Here is a 21,484-nt window from a genome sequence, read left to right on the forward strand (position 1 = left end):
CCGTTCTCGGGGACGAAGAACGCCTTGTCTGAATTCTTGGCCTGAATTTAAGAAAATGCGGCTCGCAGCGGACGAGCGGTGACCCAGAAGCGGGTGCCGCGGAACGCCCAAGGTGCGCCGAAGATGGCGGTGAGGCAGCTTGCCGCATGGAGAGGACGAGGACATGAACGGGTCGCAATTCGAGCGCGCAAACATCGTGGCAGAAGAGCTGTCGGCGACGGTCGCCTCGAAACCGACCGATCCGATTCAGGAACACAATTCGCGGCCGCCCGCCGTAGGCCTGTACGATCCGAGCCTGGAAAAGGATTCCTGCGGCGTCGGCTTCATCGCCAACATCAAGGGCAACAAGTCCCACGAGATCGTCGCGGACGCGCTCAGCATCCTGTGCAACCTCGAGCATCGCGGCGCCGTCGGCGCCGACCCGCGCGCCGGGGACGGCGCCGGCATCCTGGTGCAGATCCCGCACGCCTTCTTCAGCCGCAAGGCCAAGGCGCTCGGCTTCGCGCTGCCCAATCCCGGCGAATACGCCATCGGCGCGCTGTTCATGCCGCGCGACACCGCCTGGCGCAACGTCATCAAGAGCATCATCGCCGACCAGATCAAGGAAGAGGGCCTGACCCTGCTCGGCTGGCGCGACGTGCCGACCGACAATGCCTCGCTCGGCGTCACCGTGAAGCCGACCGAGCCCGCTTGCATGCAGGTGTTCATCGGCCGCAATGGCACCGCCAAGACCGAGGACGATTTCGAACGCCGGCTGTACATCCTGCGCAAGTCGATCTCGCAGGCGATCTACCAGCGCCGCGACCGCGGCCTTGCCGGCTATTACCCCTGCTCGATGTCCTGCCGCACCGTGATCTACAAGGGCATGTTCCTGGCCGACCAGCTCGGCAAGTACTATCCCGATTTGCACGAAAAGGATTTCGAGAGCGCGCTCGCACTCGTCCACCAGCGCTTCTCGACCAACACCTTCCCGGCGTGGTCGCTGGCGCATCCCTACCGCATGATAGCGCATAACGGCGAGATCAACACGCTGCGCGGCAACACCAACTGGATGGCGGCGCGCCAAGCCTCGGTGAGCTCGGAGCTCTACGGCAAGGACATCAACCGGCTCTGGCCGATCTCGTACGAAGGCCAGTCCGACACGGCATGCTTCGACAACGCGCTCGAATTCCTGGTGCAGGGCGGCTACTCGCTGCCGCACGCCGTCATGATGATGATTCCGGAGGCGTGGGCCGGCAATCCCCTGATGGATGAGACGCGCCGCGCCTTCTACGAATATCATGCCGCCCTGATGGAGCCGTGGGACGGCCCCGCCGCGATCGCCTTCACCGACGGCCGCCAGATCGGCGCCACGCTCGACCGCAACGGTCTGCGGCCGGCGCGCTATCTCGTCACCAAGGACGACCGCATCGTGATGGCGTCCGAGATGGGCGTGCTGACGATCCCCGAAGACCAGATCATCACCAAGTGGCGGCTTCAGCCCGGCAAGATGCTGCTGGTCGACCTCGAACAGGGCCGCCTGATCCCGGACGACGAGATCAAGGCCGATCTCGCCAGGAGCCATCCCTACAAGGAATGGCTGGAGCGAACCCAGATCGTGCTGGAAGAGCTGCCAAAGGTACCGACCACCGGCGTGCGCTCCAATTTGTCGCTGCTCGATCGCCAGCAGGCGTTCGGCTACAGCCAGGAAGACATCTCGATCCTGATGACGCCGATGGCCTCCATCGGCGAGGAAGCAGCAGGATCGATGGGCAACGACACGCCGATCTCGGCGCTGTCGGACAAGGCCAAGCCGCTGTTCACCTACTTCAAGCAGAACTTCGCACAGGTCACCAACCCGCCGATCGATCCGATCCGCGAGGAGCTGGTGATGAGCCTGGTCTCGATCATCGGACCGCGGCCGAACCTGTTCGACCTGCAAGGTCTCGCCACCACCAAGCGCCTCGAAGCGCGCCAACCGATCCTGACCGATGCGGATCTCGAAAAGATCCGCTCGATCTCGGACGTGGCCGATTCACACTTCAAGTCGCGCACGCTGGACACCACCTTCCACGCTGGCCTCGGTGCGGCCGGCATGGACCAGGTGCTCGACGAGCTCTGCGCACGCGCGGAAGCAGCTGTCCGCGAAGGCGTCAACATCATCATCCTGTCCGACCGCATGGTCGGCACCGACCGCGTGCCGATTCCGTCGCTGCTGGCCTGCGCGTCCGTACATCATCACCTGATCCGCACGGGCTTGCGCACCTCGGTCGGTCTCGTCGTCGAATCCGGCGAGCCGCGCGAAGTGCATCATTTCGCCTGCCTCGCCGGCTACGGCGCGGAGGCGATCAACCCCTATCTGGCGTTCGAAACCATCGTCGCGATGAAGGACCGCCTGCCCGGCTCGCTCGACGACTACGAGATCGTCAAGCGCTACATCAAGTCGATCGGCAAGGGTCTGCTCAAGGTGATGTCCAAGATGGGCATCTCGACCTACCAATCCTATTGCGGCGCGCAGATCTTCGACGCGGTCGGCCTCAAGGCGGACTTCGTCGGCAAGTTCTTCGCCGGCACCCACACCCGCATCGAGGGCGTGGGTCTCGCCGAGATCGCGGAAGAGGCCGTGCGCCGCCATGCCGACGCGTTCGGCGAATCGCTGGTCTACAAGACCGCGCTCGACGTCGGCGGCGAATATGCCTATCGCAGCCGCGGCGAGGACCATGCCTGGACTGCTGAATCGGTCGGGCTGCTGCAGCACGCCGCGCGCGGCAATTCGCTGGAGCGCTATCGCGCCTTCGCAAAGATCCTCAACGAACAGTCGGAGCGGCTGCTGACGTTGCGCGGCCTGTTCCGGGTCAAGAGCGCCGAGGAAGAGAAGCGCAAGCCTGTCGCCCTCGACCAGGTCGAGCCGGCCAAGGACATCGTCAAGCGTTTCGCCACGGGCGCAATGAGCTTCGGCTCGATCTCGCGCGAGGCGCACACCACGCTGGCAATCGCGATGAACAGGATCGGCGGCAAGTCGAACACCGGCGAAGGCGGCGAGGAATCCGACCGCTTCAAGCCACTGCCGAACGGCGACAGCATGCGCTCGGCGATCAAACAGGTCGCCTCGGGTCGCTTCGGCGTCACCACGGAATATCTCGTCAACTCCGACATGATGCAGATCAAGATGGCGCAGGGCGCCAAGCCGGGCGAAGGCGGCCAATTGCCCGGCCACAAGGTCGACGCGACCATCGCCAAGGTTCGTCACTCGACGCCGGGCGTCGGCTTGATCTCGCCGCCGCCGCATCACGACATCTACTCGATCGAAGACCTGGCGCAGCTGATCTACGACCTCAAGAACGTCAACCCGACGGGCGACGTTTCGGTCAAGCTCGTCTCCGAGATCGGCGTCGGCACGGTGGCCGCGGGCGTTGCCAAGGCGCGCGCCGACCACGTCACCATCGCGGGCTTCGAGGGCGGCACCGGCGCTTCGCCGCTGACCTCGATCAAGCATGCCGGCTCGCCCTGGGAGATCGGCCTTGCCGAAACCCACCAGACGCTGGTGCGCGAGCGGCTGCGCAGCCGCATCGTGGTTCAGGTCGACGGTGGCTTCCGCACCGGGCGTGACGTCGTGATCGGTGCGCTGCTCGGCGCCGACGAATTCGGCTTCGCCACCGCGCCGCTGATCGCGGCCGGCTGCATCATGATGCGCAAGTGCCATCTCAACACCTGCCCGGTCGGCGTCGCGACGCAGGACCCGGTGCTGCGCAAGCGCTTCACCGGTCAGCCCGAGCACGTCATCAACTACTTCTTCTTCGTCGCCGAAGAGGTTCGCGAGATCATGGCCTCGCTCGGCTTCCGCACCTTCAACGAGATGATCGGCCAGGTGCAGCTGCTCGACCAAACCAAGCTGGTCGCGCACTGGAAGGCCAAGGGGCTCGACTTCTCAAAGCTGTTCGTCAAGCAGAAGGAAGAGAAGGGTCAGAAGATCCATCACTCCGAGCGCCAGAACCATCATCTGGAGGCGGTGCTCGACCGCACGCTGATCGAGAAGGCGCAGCCCTCGCTCGACCGCGGCGCGCCGGTGAAGATCGAGGCCGGGATCAACAGCACCAACCGCTCCGCGGGTGCGATGCTGTCGGGCACGGTCGCCAAGATCTACGGCCATGCCGGCCTTCCGCACGACACCATCCATGTCAGTCTCAAGGGCACCGCGGGCCAGGCGTTCGGCGCGTGGCTCGCCCATGGCGTTACCTTCGATCTCGAGGGTGAAGCCAATGACTATGTCGGCAAGGGCCTCTCGGGCGGCAAGATCATCGTCAAGCCGCCGGCGAACAGCAGCATCGTGCCGGAAGAGAGCATCATCGTCGGCAACACCGTGATGTACGGCGCCATCCAGGGCGAGTGCTACTTCCGCGGCGTCGCCGGCGAACGCTTCGCCGTGCGTAACTCGGGCGCAGTCGCCGTCGTCGAAGGCGCGGGCGATCATTGCTGCGAATACATGACCGGCGGTATCGTGGTCGTGCTCGGCAAGACCGGGCGCAACTTCGCGGCCGGCATGTCCGGCGGCATCGCCTACGTGCTCGACGAGAGCGGCGACTTCGCAAAACTCTGCAACATGGCGATGGTCGAGCTCGAGCCGGTGCTGTCGGAAGAGCTGATCAATGCCGGCACCTACCATCACAGCGGTGACCTCGAGGCACATGGCCGGGTCGACGTGTTCAGCAATTTGCTCTCGTCCGACGTCGAGCGGCTGCACGTCCTGATCACGCGCCACGCCAAGGCGACCGGCTCCAAGCGCGCTGCCGACATCCTTGCCGATTGGAAGGACTGGCTGCCCAAATTCCGCAAGGTGATGCCGGTCGAGTACCGGCGCGCGCTGCGCGAAATGGCCGCCAACGCGGACGCAGAGCCGAAAATCGCGATCGGGGCGTAGTACAAAGGCCTCATGGTAAGGAGCGCGTGAGCTGCGTCTCGAACCATGAGACCACCATCCGGGCCTTTCATCCTTCGAGACGCGGCGCGGAAAGCGCGCTGCTCCTCAGGATGAGGGGTGAGAGACCAAAACGAATTTAAGCGGCAGGGACTTCGGGTTTAATGGGCAAGATCACGGGTTTTCTCGAAATCGAACGGCACGACCGCAAGTACACCCCGGTCGCCGAGCGCGTGAAGCATTTTGGCGAGTTTGTCGTTCCCTTGACCGAGAAGGAAACGCGCGATCAGGCCGCGCGCTGCATGAACTGCGGCATTCCCTATTGCCATGGCACCGGCTCGGTCGCGCCCGGCACGCCCGGCTGCCCGGTCAACAACCAGATCCCGGATTTCAACGACCTCGTCTATCAGGGCAATTGGGAAGAGGCGTCGCGCAATTTGCACTCGACCAACAATTTCCCGGAGTTCACCGGCCGCATCTGCCCGGCGCCGTGCGAAGCCTCCTGCACGCTCAACATCGACGACAACCCCGTCACCATCAAGACCATCGAATGTGCGATCGTCGACAGGGCCTGGGACAATGGCTGGCTCAAGCCTGAGGTCGCCTCCGTCAAGACCGGCAAGAAGGTCGCGGTGATCGGCGCAGGGCCGGCCGGCATGGCCTGCGCGCAGCAGCTCGCGCGCGCCGGCCACGACGTCCATGTGTTCGAGAAATACGCCAAGGCCGGCGGTCTGCTTCGTTACGGGATTCCTGATTTCAAGATGGAAAAGGGCGTCATCGACCGCCGCGTCGGCCAGATGGAAGGCGAAGGCATCACGTTCCACTACAACAGCCATGTCGGCACTGAGGGCAACATCGATCCACGCGAGATGCTCAACGAATACGACGCGGTGGCGCTGACCGGCGGCGCGGAAGCCCCGCGCGACCTGCCGATCCCCGGCCGCGATCTCGCCGGCATCCACTACGCGATGGATTTCCTGCCGCAACAAAATCGCCGCGTCTCCAGCGAGCCGCTGAACGGCGTCACCGAGATCCTCGCCGGCGGCAAGCATGTCGTCGTCATCGGCGGCGGCGACACCGGTTCGGACTGCATTGGCACCTCGCTGCGCCAGGGCGCGCTCTCGGTAACGCAGCTTGAGATCATGCCGGCGCCGCCCGAGCACGAGAACAAGGGCCTGACCTGGCCGAACTGGCCGCTGAAGATGCGCACGTCCTCCAGCCAGGCCGAAGGCGCGATCCGCGAATTCGCCGTGCTAACGCAGAAGTTCACCGGCGAGAACGGCCAGGTGAGGAAGCTGCACTGCGTGCGCGTCGACGACAAGTTCAAGCCGATTGCCGGCACCGAGTTCGAGCTCGACGCCGAGCTGGTCCTGCTCGCGATGGGCTTCGTGCATCCCGTGCACGAGGGCCTGTTGAAGCAGCTCGCGGTCGACCTCGACCCGCGCGGCAACGTCAAGGCCAACGCGCTGGACTACCAGACCTCGCGCCCCAACGTGTTCACGGCCGGCGACATGCGGCGTGGGCAATCGCTGGTGGTCTGGGCCATCCGTGAGGGCCGGCTGTGCGCAAGGTCGATCGACACGTTCTTGATGGGGAAGACGGATCTGCCGCGGTAAGTTGGCGAAAGCTGTTCGCCACAACTTAGGCCGTCATCGTCCGCGAAGGCGGGCGATCCAGTATTCCAGAGACGTCTGAGTGATGCGGAGAAGCCGCGGCGTACTGGATGCACCGCCTTCGCGGGGCATGACAGCGGAGTGAAGGAATAGCGAGCGGGCGTCAGTCCAGGACGTGCGGAAAGTGCCTTGCGTCCCACTCGTCAAGGCGGAACAGCACCTTGCCGTATTCGAGAAGCTTGTCATCGGATCTATATGGACGTGTCGACACTTCAACGTCCGACGGTATTGGCATCAAGTGAAAATGCTCGTTGGTTTCACTCAGGGCCAGCAGTTCCTTGACGAGAAGGTCGCGGCCTTCGGGATTAAGCCAAAGCTCGAATTCACCAGCCGAATTGATGTCTAAAGTAATTCGAGCTGCCATGGCGGCCTCCCCCTCAATTCTGCAACCTCACGCCCACCATCACCACCGTCCCCTGCGAGCTCGACCCCGCCTGGTTCGAATCCAGGATGTCGTGGCGGAGCGTGCCCTTGATCCAGACATTGCGGTTGAGCTTGTAGATCAGATTGCCTTCGAGCGAGTAGGTCTTGTCGTTGCGATTCTGGCCCTGATAGTCGTAGGTGCCGTAGGTGAACTTGCCGATTGCGGTGAGCCAGCGGCGGAAGTCGTGATCGACTTCGGCCGCATAGGTGTGCACCAGCACGCCGGATGAGCCGGGAATGGTGGTTTCCGCGATCTGCGTATCGGTGTTGAATTTCACGGTCGTCAGGCCGCTCGCATTCCAGATCAGCGAGCCCGACGTGAGGAAGCCCGAGAGCTGGCTCAGCCGCGGGTCGACATAGTTGCGCGCGGAATAGCCGACCGAGATTTCGCCGGTGAGGATGCGCGAGAACTCAAAGGACGAGCCGATTTTGGCATAGCCGCCGTTTGAATCGCGCAAATAGCCGTTGCGGTCGGCGGCCTGGTCGTGGACGCGGTTGTCGCCCTCGATCTCGACGAACGGCTTCAGGCCCGGCTTCAGCTCGTAGGAGAAGCGCCCGACGCCGCCATACTGGTTGAAGTCGCGGTCGTCATTGCTGAAGGTCGAGCCGTCGGTGAGTTTTGAATCCGTGTAGGCGGTGCGATCGACCGCGGCGCCAGCGGCGACCTGGAAACGATTGAAAGTCTGGTCAAAGCCAACCGTCGTGCCGTAGGTGGCATAGACTGGATATTTCTGCAGGCCCGCCTGCACGTTCGGGCTACCGGGATTGTCGGTGGCGAGCCGCAGGCGCAGCTGCGAGGTCAGCTTGAGATCGCGATCGACGTCGATACGGCCATCGACATGGCCGGTGAAATCGGGGCGGTCGATCTCGACCGGCGACGGCGAGGCGAAACCGTCGATCGTCGCCGGCATGTTGTTGGTGTAGCCGGAGAACGAGCCGCGCAGATCCGCGACCAGAGCGTGGCGTTCCCAGTCGGATTGGACGAGGAGGTCGGGCGCGACCACATAGACCGGTGAGCCGATCGGCTTCTGCAGACGCGCGGGATTGGTGTCGTAGCCGGTGGACAGTTCGAGGCCGCCCTTAATCAGAAAACTGCCGGCGTAGTCGCCGACCGCGCCAAACGCATCGTCATCGGCCCTGAGGCGACGGCGCAAGGGTTGGCCGGGCACCGTTCCCGCCATCGCCGGCGGCACCGGCGTCTTGTTCGCGGTCTCCGATGGCGGCGGCGCAATGCGCGGCGCGCCGAGCGGGGAGACCAGCGGGGTTGCCGGCGGCACCGGCGAGCCGGGACCGGCGGGGCGCTTTGGCTTCGGCTGGCCCGGATAGAGCTTTGGCTGCTGCCGCTTGCGGTTCAGAGAGTCATAGCCGGAGCTGCTTGCACCATTGGCGGCGGGCAGGCCGTAGGTCGGGACCTGACCGATCCGCGAAGGTGCAGGTGTCTCGCGCCTCTTGCGCGGGTCCTCGTTAGGATCTGGCGGCATCGGAATCGCGTCCGATGGCGCCTGCGGCACGCCCGCGGTGCGGCGCGTCGGCAGCGTATCCAGCGCGGCAAAGCCGCCACGGTTGGGATTGAACAGGTCGGGCGCGAGGCTCTGGGCGGCCGCTGGCGCGCTTTCCAGCGCAGTGAGCAGCAGGCATGGCAAAGCGGCGCGAAGGAGATGCGCGCAGCTGCTCCGGCCTCTGCCTGGAGGCGACCCCACGATGTGATAACTCCAACGAAATCAATTACTTCGTCGATGGCCCGCCGCGAACGCGCGGGAACCATCGTTAATGGAGTTAAAACAATTATGGTTAATGACCGGTTGAGGGTTTGGAGGTCGCGTCGCCTCGAAAGCCGGGGCGTGCTAAGGAGGCGCCAACCGCTTTCCTTGTCTGGACAGAAGCATGCCGAGTTCGAAACCGCTGATGACCCAATCATCCGGCCCCACCCCGACAAGCGTCGAATCCGCGCTCCGCACGCTGGAGACGGAGGGTGGCGGCATCAACGCGCTCGCAGCCGCCTTGCGCGGCCCACTGGGCGAGGCGTTCGCCAAGGCGGTCGACCTGATCCGCAACGCCAAGGGCCGTGTCATCGTCACCGGCCTCGGCAAATCCGGCCACATGGCGCGCAAGATCGCGGCGACCCTGGCCTCGACCGGCACGCCGGCCTTCTTCGTTCACACCGCCGAAGCCGCCCATGGCGACCTCGGCATGATCACCACGGACGACGTCATCATGGCGCTGTCCTGGTCCGGCGAGCAGCCGGAGATGAAGACTCTCGTCAACTACTCGGCGCGGTTCGCGATCCCGATGATCGCGGTGACGTCGAACGCGGCGTCCTCGCTGGGCCAGGCCGCCGACATCGTGATCGAGCTGCCGAAGGCACGCGAGGCCTGCCCGCACAATCTGGCGCCGACCACGTCGACCATGATGCAGGTCGCGATCGGCGATGCCATTGCGATTGCGCTGCTCGAAGGCCGCGGCTTCACCGCGCTGGAATTCGCCCATTTCCACCCGGGCGGCAAGCTGGGCGCGATGCTGAAATTCGTCCGCGACTACATGCGCACCGGCGCTGAAATCCCGGTCAAACCGCTCGGGACCAAGATGTCGGACGCGGTGATGGAGATGTCCGCCAAGGGGCTCGGCTGCGTCTGCATCGTCAATGATGCGAACGAGGCCGTCGGCATTATCACCGACGGCGACCTGCGCCGCCACATGCGGCCGGATCTGCTAACGGCGTCGGTTGACGAGATCATGACCAGGCAGCCCAAGACGGTGCCGCCGTCGATGCTCGCGACCGAGATGATCGAGGTGCTCAATGCGCGAAAAATCACGACGCTGGTCGTGACCGAGGCGGACAAGGTGGTCGGCATCGTGCATCTGCACGATCTGCTGCGGGCGGGCGTGGCGTAGGTCCCTCCCCGTCATTGCGAGCGAAGCGAAGCAATCCGGAATCTCTCCGCGGAGGCGGTCTGGATTGCTTCGTCGCAAGGGCTCCTCGCAATGACGCGTGGTTAGACATACACCGGAAACCGCGCCGCCTTCTCCTCCAGCGGCAGCTTCAGCCCGTTCGCCAGATACGACACCGTGCGGTAGAAGCCGCACAGCAGCATGATCTCCAGGATCTGCGCCTCGTCGTAATGCGCCGAGAGCGCTGCGAACTCTTCGTCGGTGAAGGTCGCGCGATGATGCAGTGCGTCCACCGCCGCGATCAGAGCCTGCTCGGCCGGCGACCAGCAGGATGAGGTCGCATCGCCCTGCACCGTCGCGCGCACTTCCTCCTCCGTGAGGGCCGCCGGCGCAGCGAAGATCGCGACATGGACGCTCCATTCATATTCGCATCGGTTCAGCGCGCAGGTGCGATCGATGACAATCTCCCGCGCACGCAACGACAACGGCCCGGGATCGAGCAGGCCGCCGGCGCGGAACTTGTCCCAGGCGCGGGTGTGGCCCGCCATCACCCGGAACAGCACCAGCGGCGGCGCGCCGCGCATGATGCGGTCGAACTGGTCCTGGATCTCCGGGGGATAAGGCGGCGCGAGCGGTACCATACGCGGCGTCGGGGATGACATGACCACCCTCCTTGCTACAGTTGCTGTAGCACGACGCTACATTATTCGTAGCAAGACGCAAGAGGGTCGCGATGGCAAAACAGGCAGTATCAGGGGAACGCCGCGTGCGCGGCTCGCGCACTGGTCGGCCGATCATGGCGCTGCTCGATCTCCTCGGGCGGCGCTGGAGCTTGCGGATCTTGTGGGAGTTGCGCGACGCCCCCCTCACCTCGCGCGCCCTGCGCACGGCCTGCGACGAGGCCTCGCCGACGGTGCTGCAGGCGCGACTGACCGAATTGCGCGAGGCGGGGTTTGTGGAGCTGGGCGAAGGCGGAGGCTATGGCTTGACGCCGCTCGGACGGGACTTGTGCGAGACGTTCATGCCGCTGCACCGGTTTGCGGAGAGGTGGAAGAAGTAGGGCCGCGTTACCCTCTCCTGGAGGGGTCCGAGACGAGCTACGCCGCCGCGACCGTCAGATTCGCGCCATCCACCTGCACCACCTTCACCCGCGTCCCGGCCGGCGTATCCGGTCCAGCCACGCGCCACACCGTGTCGCCGATGCGCATGGTCCCGTTGCCGTCGACGATCGGCTTCTCCAGCGTGAACTCGCGGCCGAGCAACGCCTCGCTGCGCTTGTTGAGGAACGAGCTGGAGCTCGCATCCAGCTTCGGCCGGGCGAGCCGGCGCCACACCGGCACCGCAGCTGCTGCGAACACCGCAAACATCACGAGCTGAATCTGCCAGGACATGACAACGGCGAACGAGATCAGGCCGACCAGCAGTGCTGCCAACCCGAGCCACAACAAGAACACCCCCGGCGCGATCACCTCCAGCGCCATCAGGATGAAGCCAAAGATCAGCCAATTCCAGGTGCCGAGCGATACGAACATGTCGGTCATGACACGACCTCTTGATATTGGCGCATGCCCGCCGCGCAAACGCGTTCCGCGTTTGTCGCGAGGGAAAACCTGTCCCCACTTTTCCGGGGCATGCGCATAACTCTTTTACCGCGGCGGCGCCACGGGCGGCGTCGGACTCGTCGCCGGCACCGAGCCGCGGCGGGCGGCGGCTGAAGCGGATGCGGCGCTTTCGCCGAAGGTCGCCTTCGCGATCTCGCCGATGCCGGCGAGCGAGCCCAGCAAGCTCACGGCCTCCATCGGCAGCATGATGATCTTCTGGTTCGGCGCATCCGCGAACTGGCCGAATGCCTTGATATATTTGTCGGCGATGAAGTAGTTCAGCGCGGCGACGTCACCCTTGGCGATGGCCTCGCTGACCATTTGCGTGGCCTTGGCCTCGGCTTCCGCCGACCGCTCGCGCGCTTCGGCGTCACGAAAGGCGGCCTCGCGGCGGCCTTCGGCCTGGAGGATCTGGCCCTGTTTTGCACCTTCAGCACGGAGGATCTCAGACTGGCGCGCGCCTTCCGCCTGAAGGATGTCGGCGCGCTTGACGCGCTCCGCCTTCATCTGGCGGCCCATCGCCTCGACGAGATCGGCGGGCGGCACGATGTCCTTGATCTCGATGCGATTGACCTTGAGGCCCCAGGGCGAGACCGCGGCATCGACCACACGTAGCAGGCGCTCGTTGATCACGTCACGGTGCGACAGCACCTGGTCCAGATCCATCGACCCCATCACCGAGCGGATGTTGGTCATGGTCAAGACGATGATCGCCTGCTCGAGATTGGAGACCTCGTAGCTTGCCTTGGCGGCATCGAACACCTGGAAGAAGGCGACGCCGTCCACCGTCACGGTGGCGTTGTCCTTGGTGATCACCTCCTGCTCGGGAATGTTGATCACCTGCTCCATCATGTTGATCTTGCGCCCGACGCGATCGAAATAGGGCACGATCAGATTGAGCCCGGGGCTCAGCGTCTGGGTGTATTTGCCGAACCGCTCGATGGTCCAGTCATAGCCCTGCGGCACCGTCTTCACGCCGGCAATCAGCGTGACGATGACGAGCAAGACCAGAACAATCGCGAAAACATCGAAGCCGCTCATATGTCCTCCAAGGCGGGAAAAAGATCCTCCCCGCGCCGTCATTGGTCGGGATCATGACCCTACCGGTTCAGCGGTCGCTTTTCACGTCGGCATCCACACCATTCTGCACAAGACGCAGGGAGAGGGAATGGTCACGTTTATGTATTTGCGGAGCGCTCTTGAAAGCACGCAGCGCAGACCTACCGGCAAACGTTAAGAATTGCGCCGCTACTCGATGACATCGTTCGCGGTTGCGAGCAGGCTTGGGGGGAGCGTGATGCCGATCGCCCTGGCCGTCTTCAGGTTGATCGCGAGCTCGAGCTTGGTCGGATTCTGGACCGGCAGGTCGGCCGCCTGCGCGCCCCTGAGGATGCGATCAATATAGCTGGCGGCACGCCGCAGCTGCTCGGCGCTGTCGGTGCTGTAGGACATCAGCCCGCCCTCGTCGACGAAGGTGCGGCTCCAGAACATCGCCGGCGCTCGCGCTTCGGCAATCGCCGCCAGCAGATGCGCGCGATTGGCCATGGTGAAGAAGTCGGGCAGCACCAGAAAGCCGCCATCCCTGTGCGAGGCCAGCGCGGCGAGCGAGGCCGCGTCGTGGACCGGCGCGGGCTCGACCGTCACACCGAGCGTCCGCGCGGCGTCTTCGATGGTGCGCAGCATCAGCGGCGCGAATGGGGCGGTGGCGGGATTGTAGACCACGAAGACGCGAGACACTTTTGGCGTGACTTGTGCCAGCATCTCCAGCCATTTGCCCGCCAATGGACCATCGTAATCGGTGAAGCCGGTGATGTTGCCGCCGGGGTGGGCGAGGTTTTGGACAAAACCTTGGCTGACGGGATCGGTGACCACGGCAAACACGATCGGGATTGTCGTGGTGCGCTGGCGCAGCTCCTCAACCGATGGCGTGCCGAGCGCGAGCAGGATGTCGGGCTTGAGCGCAATCAGATCGTCGGCAAGCCGCGCGATGCGCGCGCGATCGCCGGCGCCGCTGCGCCAGTCGACCTTGAGATTGTCCTGCTCCTTCCAGCCATGAGCGGCGAGCGCCTCAGCCAGACGGGTCTGGCCAATCACGTCATCGCCGGCGATCACCGAGAGCACCCCGAGCCGGCGCGTCGCATTCGGCTGCTGCGCCAGCACTGGGGCCGGCAGCGCCATGATCATCCCAAGAAGCGCCAGACATTCGCGGCGGTTCATGGGCGCTCCTCAGATCCAGCCCTGAAGCTCGCGCAGCACCAGCGTGCGGATCACCTCCATGCCGGGATCGCTGTCATTGAGGCACGGAATCGCGGAAAACTGCTCGCCGCCATTATGCCTGAAGATCTCGGCATTCTCCTGCGCGATCTCCTCGAGCGTCTCCAGACAGTCGGCGGAAAAGCCCGGCATCACCACCGCAATGCGGCGCACGCCTTCCTTGGCGAGGCGCTCCATGGTCTTGTCGGTGTAGGGCTGCAGCCATTCATCATTGCCGAAGCGTGACTGAAAGGTCAGCAGCAGCTTTGTCTCGTCCATCCCAAGGCGGCGGCGCAGCGCCTCCGTCGTGGCGACGCAATGGCCCTGATAGGGATCGCCCTTATCGACATAGGATTTCGGCATGCCGTGGAAGGAGGCAACGATCAGCTCCGGCTTGAACGGCAGCGTGGCGAGATGCGTCTCGATCGAGGTCGCCAGTGCCTCGATATAGGCCTCGTCCTCGTAATAAGGCGGCGTCACCCGCAGCGTCGGCTGGTTGCGCAGGCGAGCAAACACGCGGAATACCTCGTCGCAGACGGTTGCCGAGGTCGGGGCGGAATATTGCGGATAAAGGGGAACGGCGAGGATGCGGTCGCACCCCTTCGCGATCAGTGCATCGATCCCCGCCTTGATCGACGGATTGCCGTAGCGCATCGCCCAGTCCACCACGACATGCGCGCGGTCCGACAGCGCGGCCGCGAGCTTGTCGGCTTGCGACCGCGTGATGGTCTTCAGCGGCGATTCGTTGCGCTCGTTATTCCAGATCTTCCGGTAGTCGAGCGCCTTGGTCCGAGGGCGACTGCGCAGGATGATGCCGTTGAGAACCAACTGCCATATCAGGCCCTGATCCTCGATGACGCGGGCGTCCGACAGGAATTCCTTGAGGTAGACCCGCACACCCGGGGCGTCGGCGGTGTCGGGCGTGCCGAGATTGACCAGCAGCACGCCGACGCGCGGCTGGGCCGGCTGCGCGACCGGCTTTGCGGTCTGGATGGAGGCAATGGCGGTCATGGTATCCGTTGCGTCGCGCGTTGCACCGAGCTTGTCAAGTTTGGGCCGGTTTCGCTAGGCTTCATCGCGCGGGGGAGACGAAACCATGATGCTCGCCGAATGGTGCGTGTTCGGAGCGGTGCTGCTCTATCTGTTGACGCTTGCGGGCGGCAAATTGACGGCAATTCGCCGGTTCGACAATGCCAATCCGCGCGATCCCGCCTTCTTCCAGGATCCGATCCGGGCCCGCGCGCTAGGGGCCCATCAGAACGGCATCGAGACCCTTCCGTTCTTCGCCTTTGCGGTGTTGCTCGCGGAATTCCGCGATTCACCGCAGCGCCTGGTCGACGAGCTCGCAGTGCTGTTCCTGATCGTCCGGATCGCCTACGTACTGACCTATCTCGGCAATCGCCCGACGCTGCGTTCGATCCTCTGGAACATCGGCTTTGCGATCAATCTCGGGATTTTCTTTATGCCGGCGTTGAAGAAGTTCTTGCCGGTGTGAGGCTTCTCGAATCGTAGCCCGGATGGAGCGAAGCGAAATCCGTGGCCTATCAGCGCCGATGCTGTCCCGGATTACGCTGCGCTCCATCCGGGCTACCAGGCTTCTTGCTCAAAAACACGTCGTCCGTTCGGCGGCGATATAGCCGAACAACAGCCCTGCGCCGAACAGCAGCACGAGGGCGGCGGCGGCGAATTCGATGCCGCGCATGAACAGCGCGCCGCCGCCGTCGCGGCCCGCGCTCAGGCGGCCAGCGATGTCCTTGGCGGAGACCGCGACGATCGCGATGGCGGCGACCGTGATCGCCGTGCCGAGCCCCATCAGGACGGTCGCGGCGATGCCAGCCCAAAGCAGGCCCTGGGCCAGCGCGAACACCAGCACCAGGATCGCCCCCGAACAGGGGCGGATGCCCACGGTCAGGATCGCGCCGAATCCGCGCCGCCAGCCGCCGGGGCCGGCGAGCTCGCTCGGCGTGGGGCCGTGGGAATGGCCGCAATGCTCGTCGTGGACATGATCATGATGAGCGTGTGCGTGACTGTGATCGTGGTCATGGTGATCATGCGCATCATGATGATGGTGATGGCCGTGATCGTGATGGTGTGGCACGCCCGCGATCGCCGGCACCGGCTGCGCCGCCTGCAGCGCGCGGATGAAGGTGCCGCCCTTGACCCAGACCAGCCGCAGGCCGAACAGCGCGATCAGGCCGTAGCTCGCGATCTCGATCGCCCCTTCCGCCTTGCACATGGTTTTCGCGGTGGCGTTCAGGATCCAGGCTGAGATGCCGACGATCAGGATCGCTACCAGTGACTGCATCAGCGCCGAGGCAAACGACAGCGCGATGCCGCGCCGCGCGGTCTCGCGGTTGGCGACGAGATAGGAAGCGATCACCGCCTTGCCGTGGCCGGGACCGGCAGCATGAAAGATGCCGTAGGCGAACGAGATGAACAGCAGCGTCCACACCGCCGAGCCGTCGGATTTGGCGGCGCGGATGGTCGACGACATCTGGCGATAGAATTCCGACTGCTTCGCCAGCAGCCAGCCGATGAGGCCGCTGGCCTCGGGCTCGGCCGCTTGCGTAGGCCGCGGCGCGCCAAACGGGTTTTGCGCGAGGAGATCGTGGCGTGCGGCATCGGCTAGGCCGACAACCAGGAGAACGGCGGCGCAGACGATGAGCCCGCGCCCAAGAGGCGAGAGTTGCGGCTTCAAGGGCAATCCACCGTGATCTTGTTGGCGAACATCATGCCGAAATTGACGTTCGGGCCATCCATGAAGTTCTGCTCGTTGAGCTTCTGCGCGCTCGCGGTGCCGTCGCTGGGACGATCGAGCTTCATCCGGCAGCCTGCGGGCGCGCCGACCAGCTTGACCGGATTATCCTTGGCCATCTGGAAGTCGATGAAGAAGGAGCGGTCGAACACTTCGAGCACCAGTTGCTTGGGCTTGATGGGAGTCTTAAGCGGCAGCGTGAAGTGCAGGGTCAGCTCGGTATCCTTGTAGTCGAGGAAGTAGTCGACCGGCTCGTTGAAACGCTCTTTCTTGCCGTCGGCTCGCGCAAAGGTGAAGAAGGCATATTCCTTCAGCGACTCGACGTTGGTCTGTGCCAGCGGCCCCAGCTCCTCGCGCGTATAGGCGCCCTTCTTCTTCGTTTCGAGCCCCTGCACCGCATAGGCCGAGAACATGTCGTCGAACGTCCAGACATGGCGAACGCCGGTGATGCTGCCGTCCTCGGCGTAAAGCAATTCGCTGGTCGCGGTGATCCAGACATGCGGATGCGCGCACGCCGCGCCGGCCCCGAGCATCACGGTGGCGGCGAGCAGCCATCCCAGCAGCGCGCGCATGCCGCTCAGGCCGCCTTGGCGTCGTCGAGCAGGCCGCGGCGACGGAGCAGCGCATCGGGCTCGGGCGGGCGGCCGCGGAACGCCTCATAGGCGGCTTCCGGATCGACGGAGCCACCGCTCGAATAGATGTCGTCGTGGAGACGTTTCGCTACCGCCGGGTCGAAGATGTTGCCGGCCTCCTCGAAAGCGCCGAAGGCATCGGCGTCCATCACCTCCGACCACATGTAGCTGTAATAGCCGGCCGCATAATGGTCGCCGGAGAAGATATGGCCAAACTGGGTGGGCCGGTGCCGCATCGAGATTTCCTCGGGCATGCCGATTTTCTCCAGCTCGCGTCTCTCGAAGGCGCGGACATCCTGCGCGACTGAGGCCGGCTGGGAGTGGAATTCGAGGTCGACCAGCGCCGAGGAGACGAACTCCACGGTGGCAAAGCCCTGGTTGAACTTTCGCGCGGCGAGGAAGCGCTTGAGCAGGTCGTCCGGCAGCGGCTCGCCGGTCTGGTAGTGGCGGGCGAACTGCTGGAGCACCTCGGGCCGCTCCTGCCAGTGCTCATAGAGCTGCGACGGCAGCTCGACGAAGTCGGTGAAGACCGAGGTGCCCGACAGCGATGGATAGGTCACGTTGGACAGCATGCCGTGCAGGCCGTGGCCGAACTCGTGGAACAAAGTGCGGGCATCGTCGGGCGACAACAGCGACGGCTCGCCGCCGGTGCCCTTGGCAAAGTTGCAGACATTGATGACGAGCGGCGCGATCTCGCCGTCGAGCTTCTGCTGGTCGCGCAGCGAGGTCATCCAGGCACCGGAGCGCTTCGACGGCCGGGCATAGTAATCGCCGTAGAACAGCGCCTTGTGCTTGCCGTCGGGGCCCTTCACCTCCCAGACCCGGACGTCGGGGTGCCAGACCGGCACATCCTTGCGCTCCGCGAAGGTGATACCGAACAGGCGCGTGGCGCAATCGAAGGCGGCGGCGATCATGTGGTCGAGCGTCAGATACGGCTTGATCGCGGCATCGTCGAAATTGGCGCGCTGAAGCCGAAGCTTTTCGGCGTAGAAGCGCCAGTCCCACGGCGCGAGCTTGAAATTGCCACCCTCTTCCGTGATCAGCGCCTGCATCTCGTCGCGGTCGGCGAGCGCACGGGCCCGGGCTGGTTTCCAGACCCGCTCCAGCAGGCCGCGAACCGCGTCGGGGGTCTTGGCCATGGAGTCCTCGAGCCGGTAGGCGGCGAAGGTCGGATAGCCCAAGAGCTTGGCGCTCTCCTCGCGCAGCTGCAGAATCTCGCCGATGGTCGTGTTGTTGTCGTTGGCATTGCCGTTGTCGCCCCGCGCCGTGAAGGCCTTGTAGACTTTCTCGCGCAGGTCACGCCTCGCCGAGCTCTTCAGGAACGGCTCGGTCGAGGAGCGCGACAGCGTCACGATGGCCTTGCCGGACATGCCGCGGTCTTCTGCCGCAGCCTTAGCGGCGGCCACAAAACTCTCCGGCAGGCCCTGGCGGTCGGCCTCCCCCAACTCCATGAACCAGTCCTGCTCGTCGCCGAGCAGATGATGGCTGAAACCGGTCGCGAGCTGGGCCAGCTTCTCGTTGATCTCGGCCATGCGCGTCTTGGCCTCGTCGGAGAGGCCGGCGCCGGCGCGGTGGAAGCGGGTGTAGGTGCGCTCCAGGAGACGGAGCTGCTCCGGGTCGAGGGCGAGATTGGCACGGTTCTCGTGCAGCTGGGCGATGCGACCAAACAGCACGGCGTTCATCATGATGGGATTCCAGTGTCGCGCCATCCGCAAGGAGACCTCCTTGTCGATGTCCAGGATGGCGGGGTTGGAATGCGCCGAGACCAGGTCGTAGAAGACCGAAGCGACCTTGTTCAGAAGCTTGCCGGAGCGCTCCAGCGCCATGACGGTGTTGGCAAAGTCGGGCGCGGCCGGATCGTTGGTGATCGCGGCAATCTCGGCGGAGTGATCGGCGAAGGCCTGTTCGAAGGCGGGCAGGAAGTGCTCCGGCGCGATCTCGTCGAAGGGCGGGGTCGCAAACGGCGTCAGCCAGGCCCTCAGCAGCGGGTTGGTCTCGGAGTCCGTAGTTTGGCGGGGGTCTGACATCGCTGGTCCCGTTTTTTCGCTGGTTTGTTGGGTCCAGCTATAGCACGCGATGGGGCTTTTTTGGGCCATTTGGCCTTGCTCCCGCCGGTGTTTTCGGGGAGATTGCGGCCCTCGAAACTACGGACCTCAACGCCATGAACGCGCCTTCCTCGTCTTCCCGTCAGATCGTCTGGCCGAGCGTCATCACCGTCATCAGCGCCGCCATCCTGATCGGCGCCGAGGTGTTCGGCGCAGCGTTTGCCGGCGGCTGGGCGCTCGCGATCCTGTTCGGGCTCGGCGACCAGGGCGCGCACATCCTCCAGGCCGTGCTGTTCGCACTCGGCGTGCTGGTGATGACCGCCTTCGTCCGCGCGGCTCAGCGCGTCGAGCCGTTCTTCAAGCGCGGCTGACGCGTCGCGCGCGACAGAGTCACGCGCACGACACATAAAACTTAACGCGCGTTCATCTTCAGCGTCGCTCGCGCAACACTGCGCAAGCAGATGTTAGGCAATTCTGTCCGCAGCCTAAAAAAATTCTTGCGAAGCCGATTCAAAACCCTTATGTGCGTCTTGCCCAATTTCGCACGTGCCTGTGGTCGTGTGTCAGTCGGTAGGTATCCGGACAAGAGGCCGGACAGCCGCCAAGGGGTGAAGAAGCCGAGGGGCTCTTCGGAAGTGCAGAAGTCAAAAGACCGAAAGGTCTGACGACGGAAAGCAAACCCGGAGCGTCCAGCATCTCTCTCAAGAGATGCCTTGTCGAAGGTGACTTCACTCTTTGCAACCGTGACTGGCAGCCGGAGGCGAACCGGCGCACCCCGCTCTCAACGGGGGACGCGACTTAAAGCAACGACGGATCGGGCTTTTTTGGTCTCTACCGGCAGTCCAACGCCGGCGCGGGCTACTGAAAAGGCTTGTCCTTCATTGCCAGGTGTGCGGGCGGGAAATTCCCAACCAATCCACGGCAGCACAGTCTGGTTTGAGTCTCGTGGCTTCGTCGCGCCTCCATCGCGCGATCTGGCCGGAGTGCTCATATCCGACGCAATTTTTTGAACGGATCCCCGTCGCTGGGCCGTTTGGGAGAGTGCTATGACCGAACGTATTCAGGAATTCCTGCGCAACCGCCGCAGCGAGGGCCGGGACACCGAGCCCTGCCTCGTGGTCGACCTCGAAGTCGTGCGCGACAATTACCAGACTTTTGCCAAGGCGCTGCCCGACAGCCGCGTGTTCTATGCCGTCAAGGCGAACCCGGCGCCGGAAGTGCTGGCGCTGCTGGCATCCATGGGCTCCTGCTTCGACACCGCGACCGTCGCCGAGATCGAGATGGCGCTGGCTGCTGGAGCGACGCCCGACCGCATCTCCTTCGGCAACACGATCAAGAAGGAGCGCGATATCGCACGCGCTTTCGCGCTCGGCATCCGGCTGTTCGCGGTGGATTGCACCGCCGAAGTCGAGAAGGTCGCCCGTGCCGCGCCCGGCGCGAAGGTGTTCTGCCGCATCCTCTATGACTGCGCCGGCGCCGAATGGCCGCTGTCGCGCAAGTTCGGCTGCGACCCGGAGATGGCGGTCGACGTGCTCGACGTCGCCAAGGGCCTCGGCCTGGAGCCGTGCGGCATCTCCTTCCATGTCGGCTCGCAGCAGCGCAAGGTGAAGGCGTGGGACCGTGCGCTGGCGATGGCCTCGCAGGTGTTCCGCGACTGTGCCGAGCGCGGCATTAACCTGACCATGGTCAACATGGGCGGCGGCTTCCCAACCAAGTATCTGAAGGACGTGCCGCCGGTCGTGACCTACGGCCGCTCGATCTTCCGCGCGCTGCGCAAGCACTTCGGCAACCAGATTCCGGAGACCATCATCGAGCCGGGCCGCGGCATGGTGGGCAACGCCGGCATCATCGAATCCGAGGTCGTGCTGATCTCGAAGAAGAGCGACGAGGACGAGGTGCGCTGGGTCTATCTCGACATCGGCAAGTTCGGCGGTCTCGCCGAGACCATGGACGAGTCGATCCGCTACGCCATCCGTACCCCGCATGACGGGGCGGACATGACGCCGTGCGTGCTCGCAGGCCCGACCTGCGACAGCGCCGACGTACTGTACGAGAAGAGCCCGTATCCGCTTCCGGTGACGCTCGAGATCGGCGACAAGCTGCTGATCGAAGGCACCGGGGCCTATACCTCGACCTACTCGGCGGTGGCGTTCAACGGCATCCCGCCGCTGAAGACCTATCACATCTGATCCGCCTCTCTTTCTGAGGCCTGACGAACCCCGGGGGCCGGCTTGCCGGCTCCTCCCTGACATCTTGATTTCTGACGACGCCTTGGACCGGCGTGCCGCGCGCACACAGGTCTCAAGCGGGGACTGACGC

Annotated in this window: 17 protein-coding genes; 7 read left to right on the top strand and 10 right to left on the bottom strand. The window is 64.5% G+C overall.

Annotated features, from left to right (window positions below; genetic code table 11):
• Positions 1-163 precede the first annotated feature (163 nt).
• The gene (gltB, locus tag JJE66_RS05945) at positions 164-4,897 is read left to right on the top strand and encodes a glutamate synthase large subunit (protein WP_200513155.1); all 4,734 of its coding nucleotides are present in this window, start codon (positions 164-166) and stop codon (positions 4,895-4,897) included.
• Positions 4,898-5,058: 161 nt separating this feature from the next.
• Positions 5,059-6,510, top strand: a complete 1,452-nt coding sequence (locus JJE66_RS05950) for a glutamate synthase subunit beta (protein WP_200513156.1) — start codon at positions 5,059-5,061, stop codon at positions 6,508-6,510.
• A gap of 160 nt (positions 6,511-6,670) precedes the next feature.
• Here the strand turns inward: JJE66_RS05950 and JJE66_RS05955 are convergent, their stop codons facing one another.
• Both JJE66_RS05955 and JJE66_RS05960 read right to left on the bottom strand, forming a co-directional pair.
• The gene (locus JJE66_RS05955; protein ID WP_200513157.1) at positions 6,671-6,931 is read right to left on the bottom strand and encodes a hypothetical protein; all 261 of its coding nucleotides are present in this window, start codon (positions 6,929-6,931) and stop codon (positions 6,671-6,673) included.
• A 13-nt stretch (positions 6,932-6,944) separates the two neighbouring features.
• Positions 6,945-8,690 (bottom strand): outer membrane beta-barrel protein, encoded by a 1,746-nt coding sequence (locus tag JJE66_RS05960; RefSeq protein WP_200513158.1) that lies wholly within the window; start codon positions 8,688-8,690, stop codon positions 6,945-6,947.
• Between the two features lie 184 nt (positions 8,691-8,874).
• Between JJE66_RS05960 and JJE66_RS05965 the strand changes: the two genes are divergently transcribed.
• On the top strand, positions 8,875-9,882 hold the full coding sequence (locus JJE66_RS05965) for an SIS domain-containing protein (protein ID WP_200513159.1): 1,008 nt from the start codon (positions 8,875-8,877) through the stop codon (positions 9,880-9,882).
• A 101-nt stretch (positions 9,883-9,983) separates the two neighbouring features.
• Here the strand turns inward: JJE66_RS05965 and JJE66_RS05970 are convergent, their stop codons facing one another.
• A complete protein-coding gene (locus JJE66_RS05970; RefSeq protein ID WP_200513160.1) occupies positions 9,984-10,541 on the bottom strand; it encodes a carboxymuconolactone decarboxylase family protein in 558 nt (185 codons plus the stop codon).
• A 71-nt stretch (positions 10,542-10,612) separates the two neighbouring features.
• Between JJE66_RS05970 and JJE66_RS05975 the strand changes: the two genes are divergently transcribed.
• Positions 10,613-10,939, top strand: coding sequence for a helix-turn-helix domain-containing protein (locus JJE66_RS05975; RefSeq protein ID WP_200513161.1), 327 nt, complete (start codon positions 10,613-10,615; stop codon positions 10,937-10,939).
• Between the two features lie 37 nt (positions 10,940-10,976).
• On the opposite strand, the gene JJE66_RS05980 is transcribed toward JJE66_RS05975, so the two are convergent.
• From JJE66_RS05980 to hemH, 4 genes are all read right to left on the bottom strand, one after another.
• Positions 10,977-11,420, bottom strand: a complete 444-nt coding sequence (locus JJE66_RS05980; protein ID WP_200513162.1) for an NfeD family protein — start codon at positions 11,418-11,420, stop codon at positions 10,977-10,979.
• 105 nt (positions 11,421-11,525) lie between these two features.
• Positions 11,526-12,521, bottom strand: a complete 996-nt coding sequence (locus JJE66_RS05985; RefSeq protein ID WP_200513163.1) for an SPFH domain-containing protein — start codon at positions 12,519-12,521, stop codon at positions 11,526-11,528.
• A gap of 207 nt (positions 12,522-12,728) precedes the next feature.
• A complete protein-coding gene (locus JJE66_RS05990; protein WP_200513164.1) occupies positions 12,729-13,697 on the bottom strand; it encodes an ABC transporter substrate-binding protein in 969 nt (322 codons plus the stop codon).
• Between the two features lie 9 nt (positions 13,698-13,706).
• A complete protein-coding gene (gene hemH / locus JJE66_RS05995; protein ID WP_200513165.1) occupies positions 13,707-14,744 on the bottom strand; it encodes a ferrochelatase in 1,038 nt (345 codons plus the stop codon).
• Between the two features lie 85 nt (positions 14,745-14,829).
• On the opposite strand from hemH, the gene JJE66_RS06000 reads away from it, so the two are divergent.
• Positions 14,830-15,228, top strand: coding sequence for an MAPEG family protein (locus tag JJE66_RS06000; RefSeq protein ID WP_200513166.1), 399 nt, complete (start codon positions 14,830-14,832; stop codon positions 15,226-15,228).
• A gap of 108 nt (positions 15,229-15,336) precedes the next feature.
• Here the strand turns inward: JJE66_RS06000 and JJE66_RS06005 are convergent, their stop codons facing one another.
• Genes JJE66_RS06005 through JJE66_RS06015 form a run of 3 tightly spaced genes read right to left on the bottom strand, consistent with a single transcriptional unit; the run spans position 15,337 to position 19,147 of the window.
• Entirely contained in the window at positions 15,337-16,431 is a 1,095-nt protein-coding gene (locus JJE66_RS06005; protein WP_200513167.1) for a nickel/cobalt transporter, read from the bottom strand.
• On the bottom strand, positions 16,428-17,060 hold the full coding sequence (locus tag JJE66_RS06010; protein WP_200513168.1) for a DUF1007 family protein: 633 nt from the start codon (positions 17,058-17,060) through the stop codon (positions 16,428-16,430). The genes JJE66_RS06005 and JJE66_RS06010 overlap by 4 nt, the downstream gene beginning before the upstream one ends.
• Positions 17,061-17,065: 5 nt before the next feature.
• The gene (locus JJE66_RS06015; RefSeq protein WP_200513169.1) at positions 17,066-19,147 is read right to left on the bottom strand and encodes a M3 family metallopeptidase; all 2,082 of its coding nucleotides are present in this window, start codon (positions 19,145-19,147) and stop codon (positions 17,066-17,068) included.
• Positions 19,148-19,281: 134 nt separating this feature from the next.
• Between JJE66_RS06015 and JJE66_RS06020 the strand changes: the two genes are divergently transcribed.
• Together JJE66_RS06020 and JJE66_RS06025 are read left to right on the top strand one after the other, a co-directional pair.
• The gene (locus JJE66_RS06020; protein ID WP_200513170.1) at positions 19,282-19,536 is read left to right on the top strand and encodes a hypothetical protein; all 255 of its coding nucleotides are present in this window, start codon (positions 19,282-19,284) and stop codon (positions 19,534-19,536) included.
• Between the two features lie 675 nt (positions 19,537-20,211).
• Positions 20,212-21,354: a type III PLP-dependent enzyme gene (locus JJE66_RS06025; RefSeq protein WP_200513171.1), complete on the top strand. Its 1,143-nt coding sequence runs from the start codon at positions 20,212-20,214 to the stop codon at positions 21,352-21,354.
• Positions 21,355-21,484 lie beyond the last annotated feature (130 nt).

The sequence above is a fragment of the Bradyrhizobium diazoefficiens genome, assembly GCF_016612535.1.
In the GTDB taxonomy this organism is placed as follows: domain Bacteria; phylum Pseudomonadota; class Alphaproteobacteria; order Rhizobiales; family Xanthobacteraceae; genus Bradyrhizobium; species Bradyrhizobium diazoefficiens_C.

Coding starts and splice junctions, on each gene's coding strand:
- gltB (WP_200513155.1), top strand. CDS start 164: ATGAACGGGTCGCAATTCGAGCGCGCAAACATCGTGGCAGAAGAGCTG.
- JJE66_RS05950 (WP_200513156.1), top strand. CDS start 5,059: ATGGGCAAGATCACGGGTTTTCTCGAAATCGAACGGCACGACCGCAAG.
- hemH (WP_200513165.1), bottom strand. CDS start 14,744: ATGACCGCCATTGCCTCCATCCAGACCGCAAAGCCGGTCGCGCAGCCG.
- JJE66_RS06010 (WP_200513168.1), bottom strand. CDS start 17,060: ATGCGCGCGCTGCTGGGATGGCTGCTCGCCGCCACCGTGATGCTCGGG.
- JJE66_RS05965 (WP_200513159.1), top strand. CDS start 8,875: ATGCCGAGTTCGAAACCGCTGATGACCCAATCATCCGGCCCCACCCCG.
- JJE66_RS06015 (WP_200513169.1), bottom strand. CDS start 19,147: ATGTCAGACCCCCGCCAAACTACGGACTCCGAGACCAACCCGCTGCTG.
- JJE66_RS05990 (WP_200513164.1), bottom strand. CDS start 13,697: ATGAACCGCCGCGAATGTCTGGCGCTTCTTGGGATGATCATGGCGCTG.
- JJE66_RS06025 (WP_200513171.1), top strand. CDS start 20,212: ATGACCGAACGTATTCAGGAATTCCTGCGCAACCGCCGCAGCGAGGGC.
- JJE66_RS06000 (WP_200513166.1), top strand. CDS start 14,830: ATGATGCTCGCCGAATGGTGCGTGTTCGGAGCGGTGCTGCTCTATCTG.
- JJE66_RS05955 (WP_200513157.1), bottom strand. CDS start 6,931: ATGGCAGCTCGAATTACTTTAGACATCAATTCGGCTGGTGAATTCGAG.
- JJE66_RS05985 (WP_200513163.1), bottom strand. CDS start 12,521: ATGAGCGGCTTCGATGTTTTCGCGATTGTTCTGGTCTTGCTCGTCATC.
- JJE66_RS05980 (WP_200513162.1), bottom strand. CDS start 11,420: ATGACCGACATGTTCGTATCGCTCGGCACCTGGAATTGGCTGATCTTT.
- JJE66_RS06020 (WP_200513170.1), top strand. CDS start 19,282: ATGAACGCGCCTTCCTCGTCTTCCCGTCAGATCGTCTGGCCGAGCGTC.
- JJE66_RS05975 (WP_200513161.1), top strand. CDS start 10,613: ATGGCAAAACAGGCAGTATCAGGGGAACGCCGCGTGCGCGGCTCGCGC.
- JJE66_RS05970 (WP_200513160.1), bottom strand. CDS start 10,541: ATGTCATCCCCGACGCCGCGTATGGTACCGCTCGCGCCGCCTTATCCC.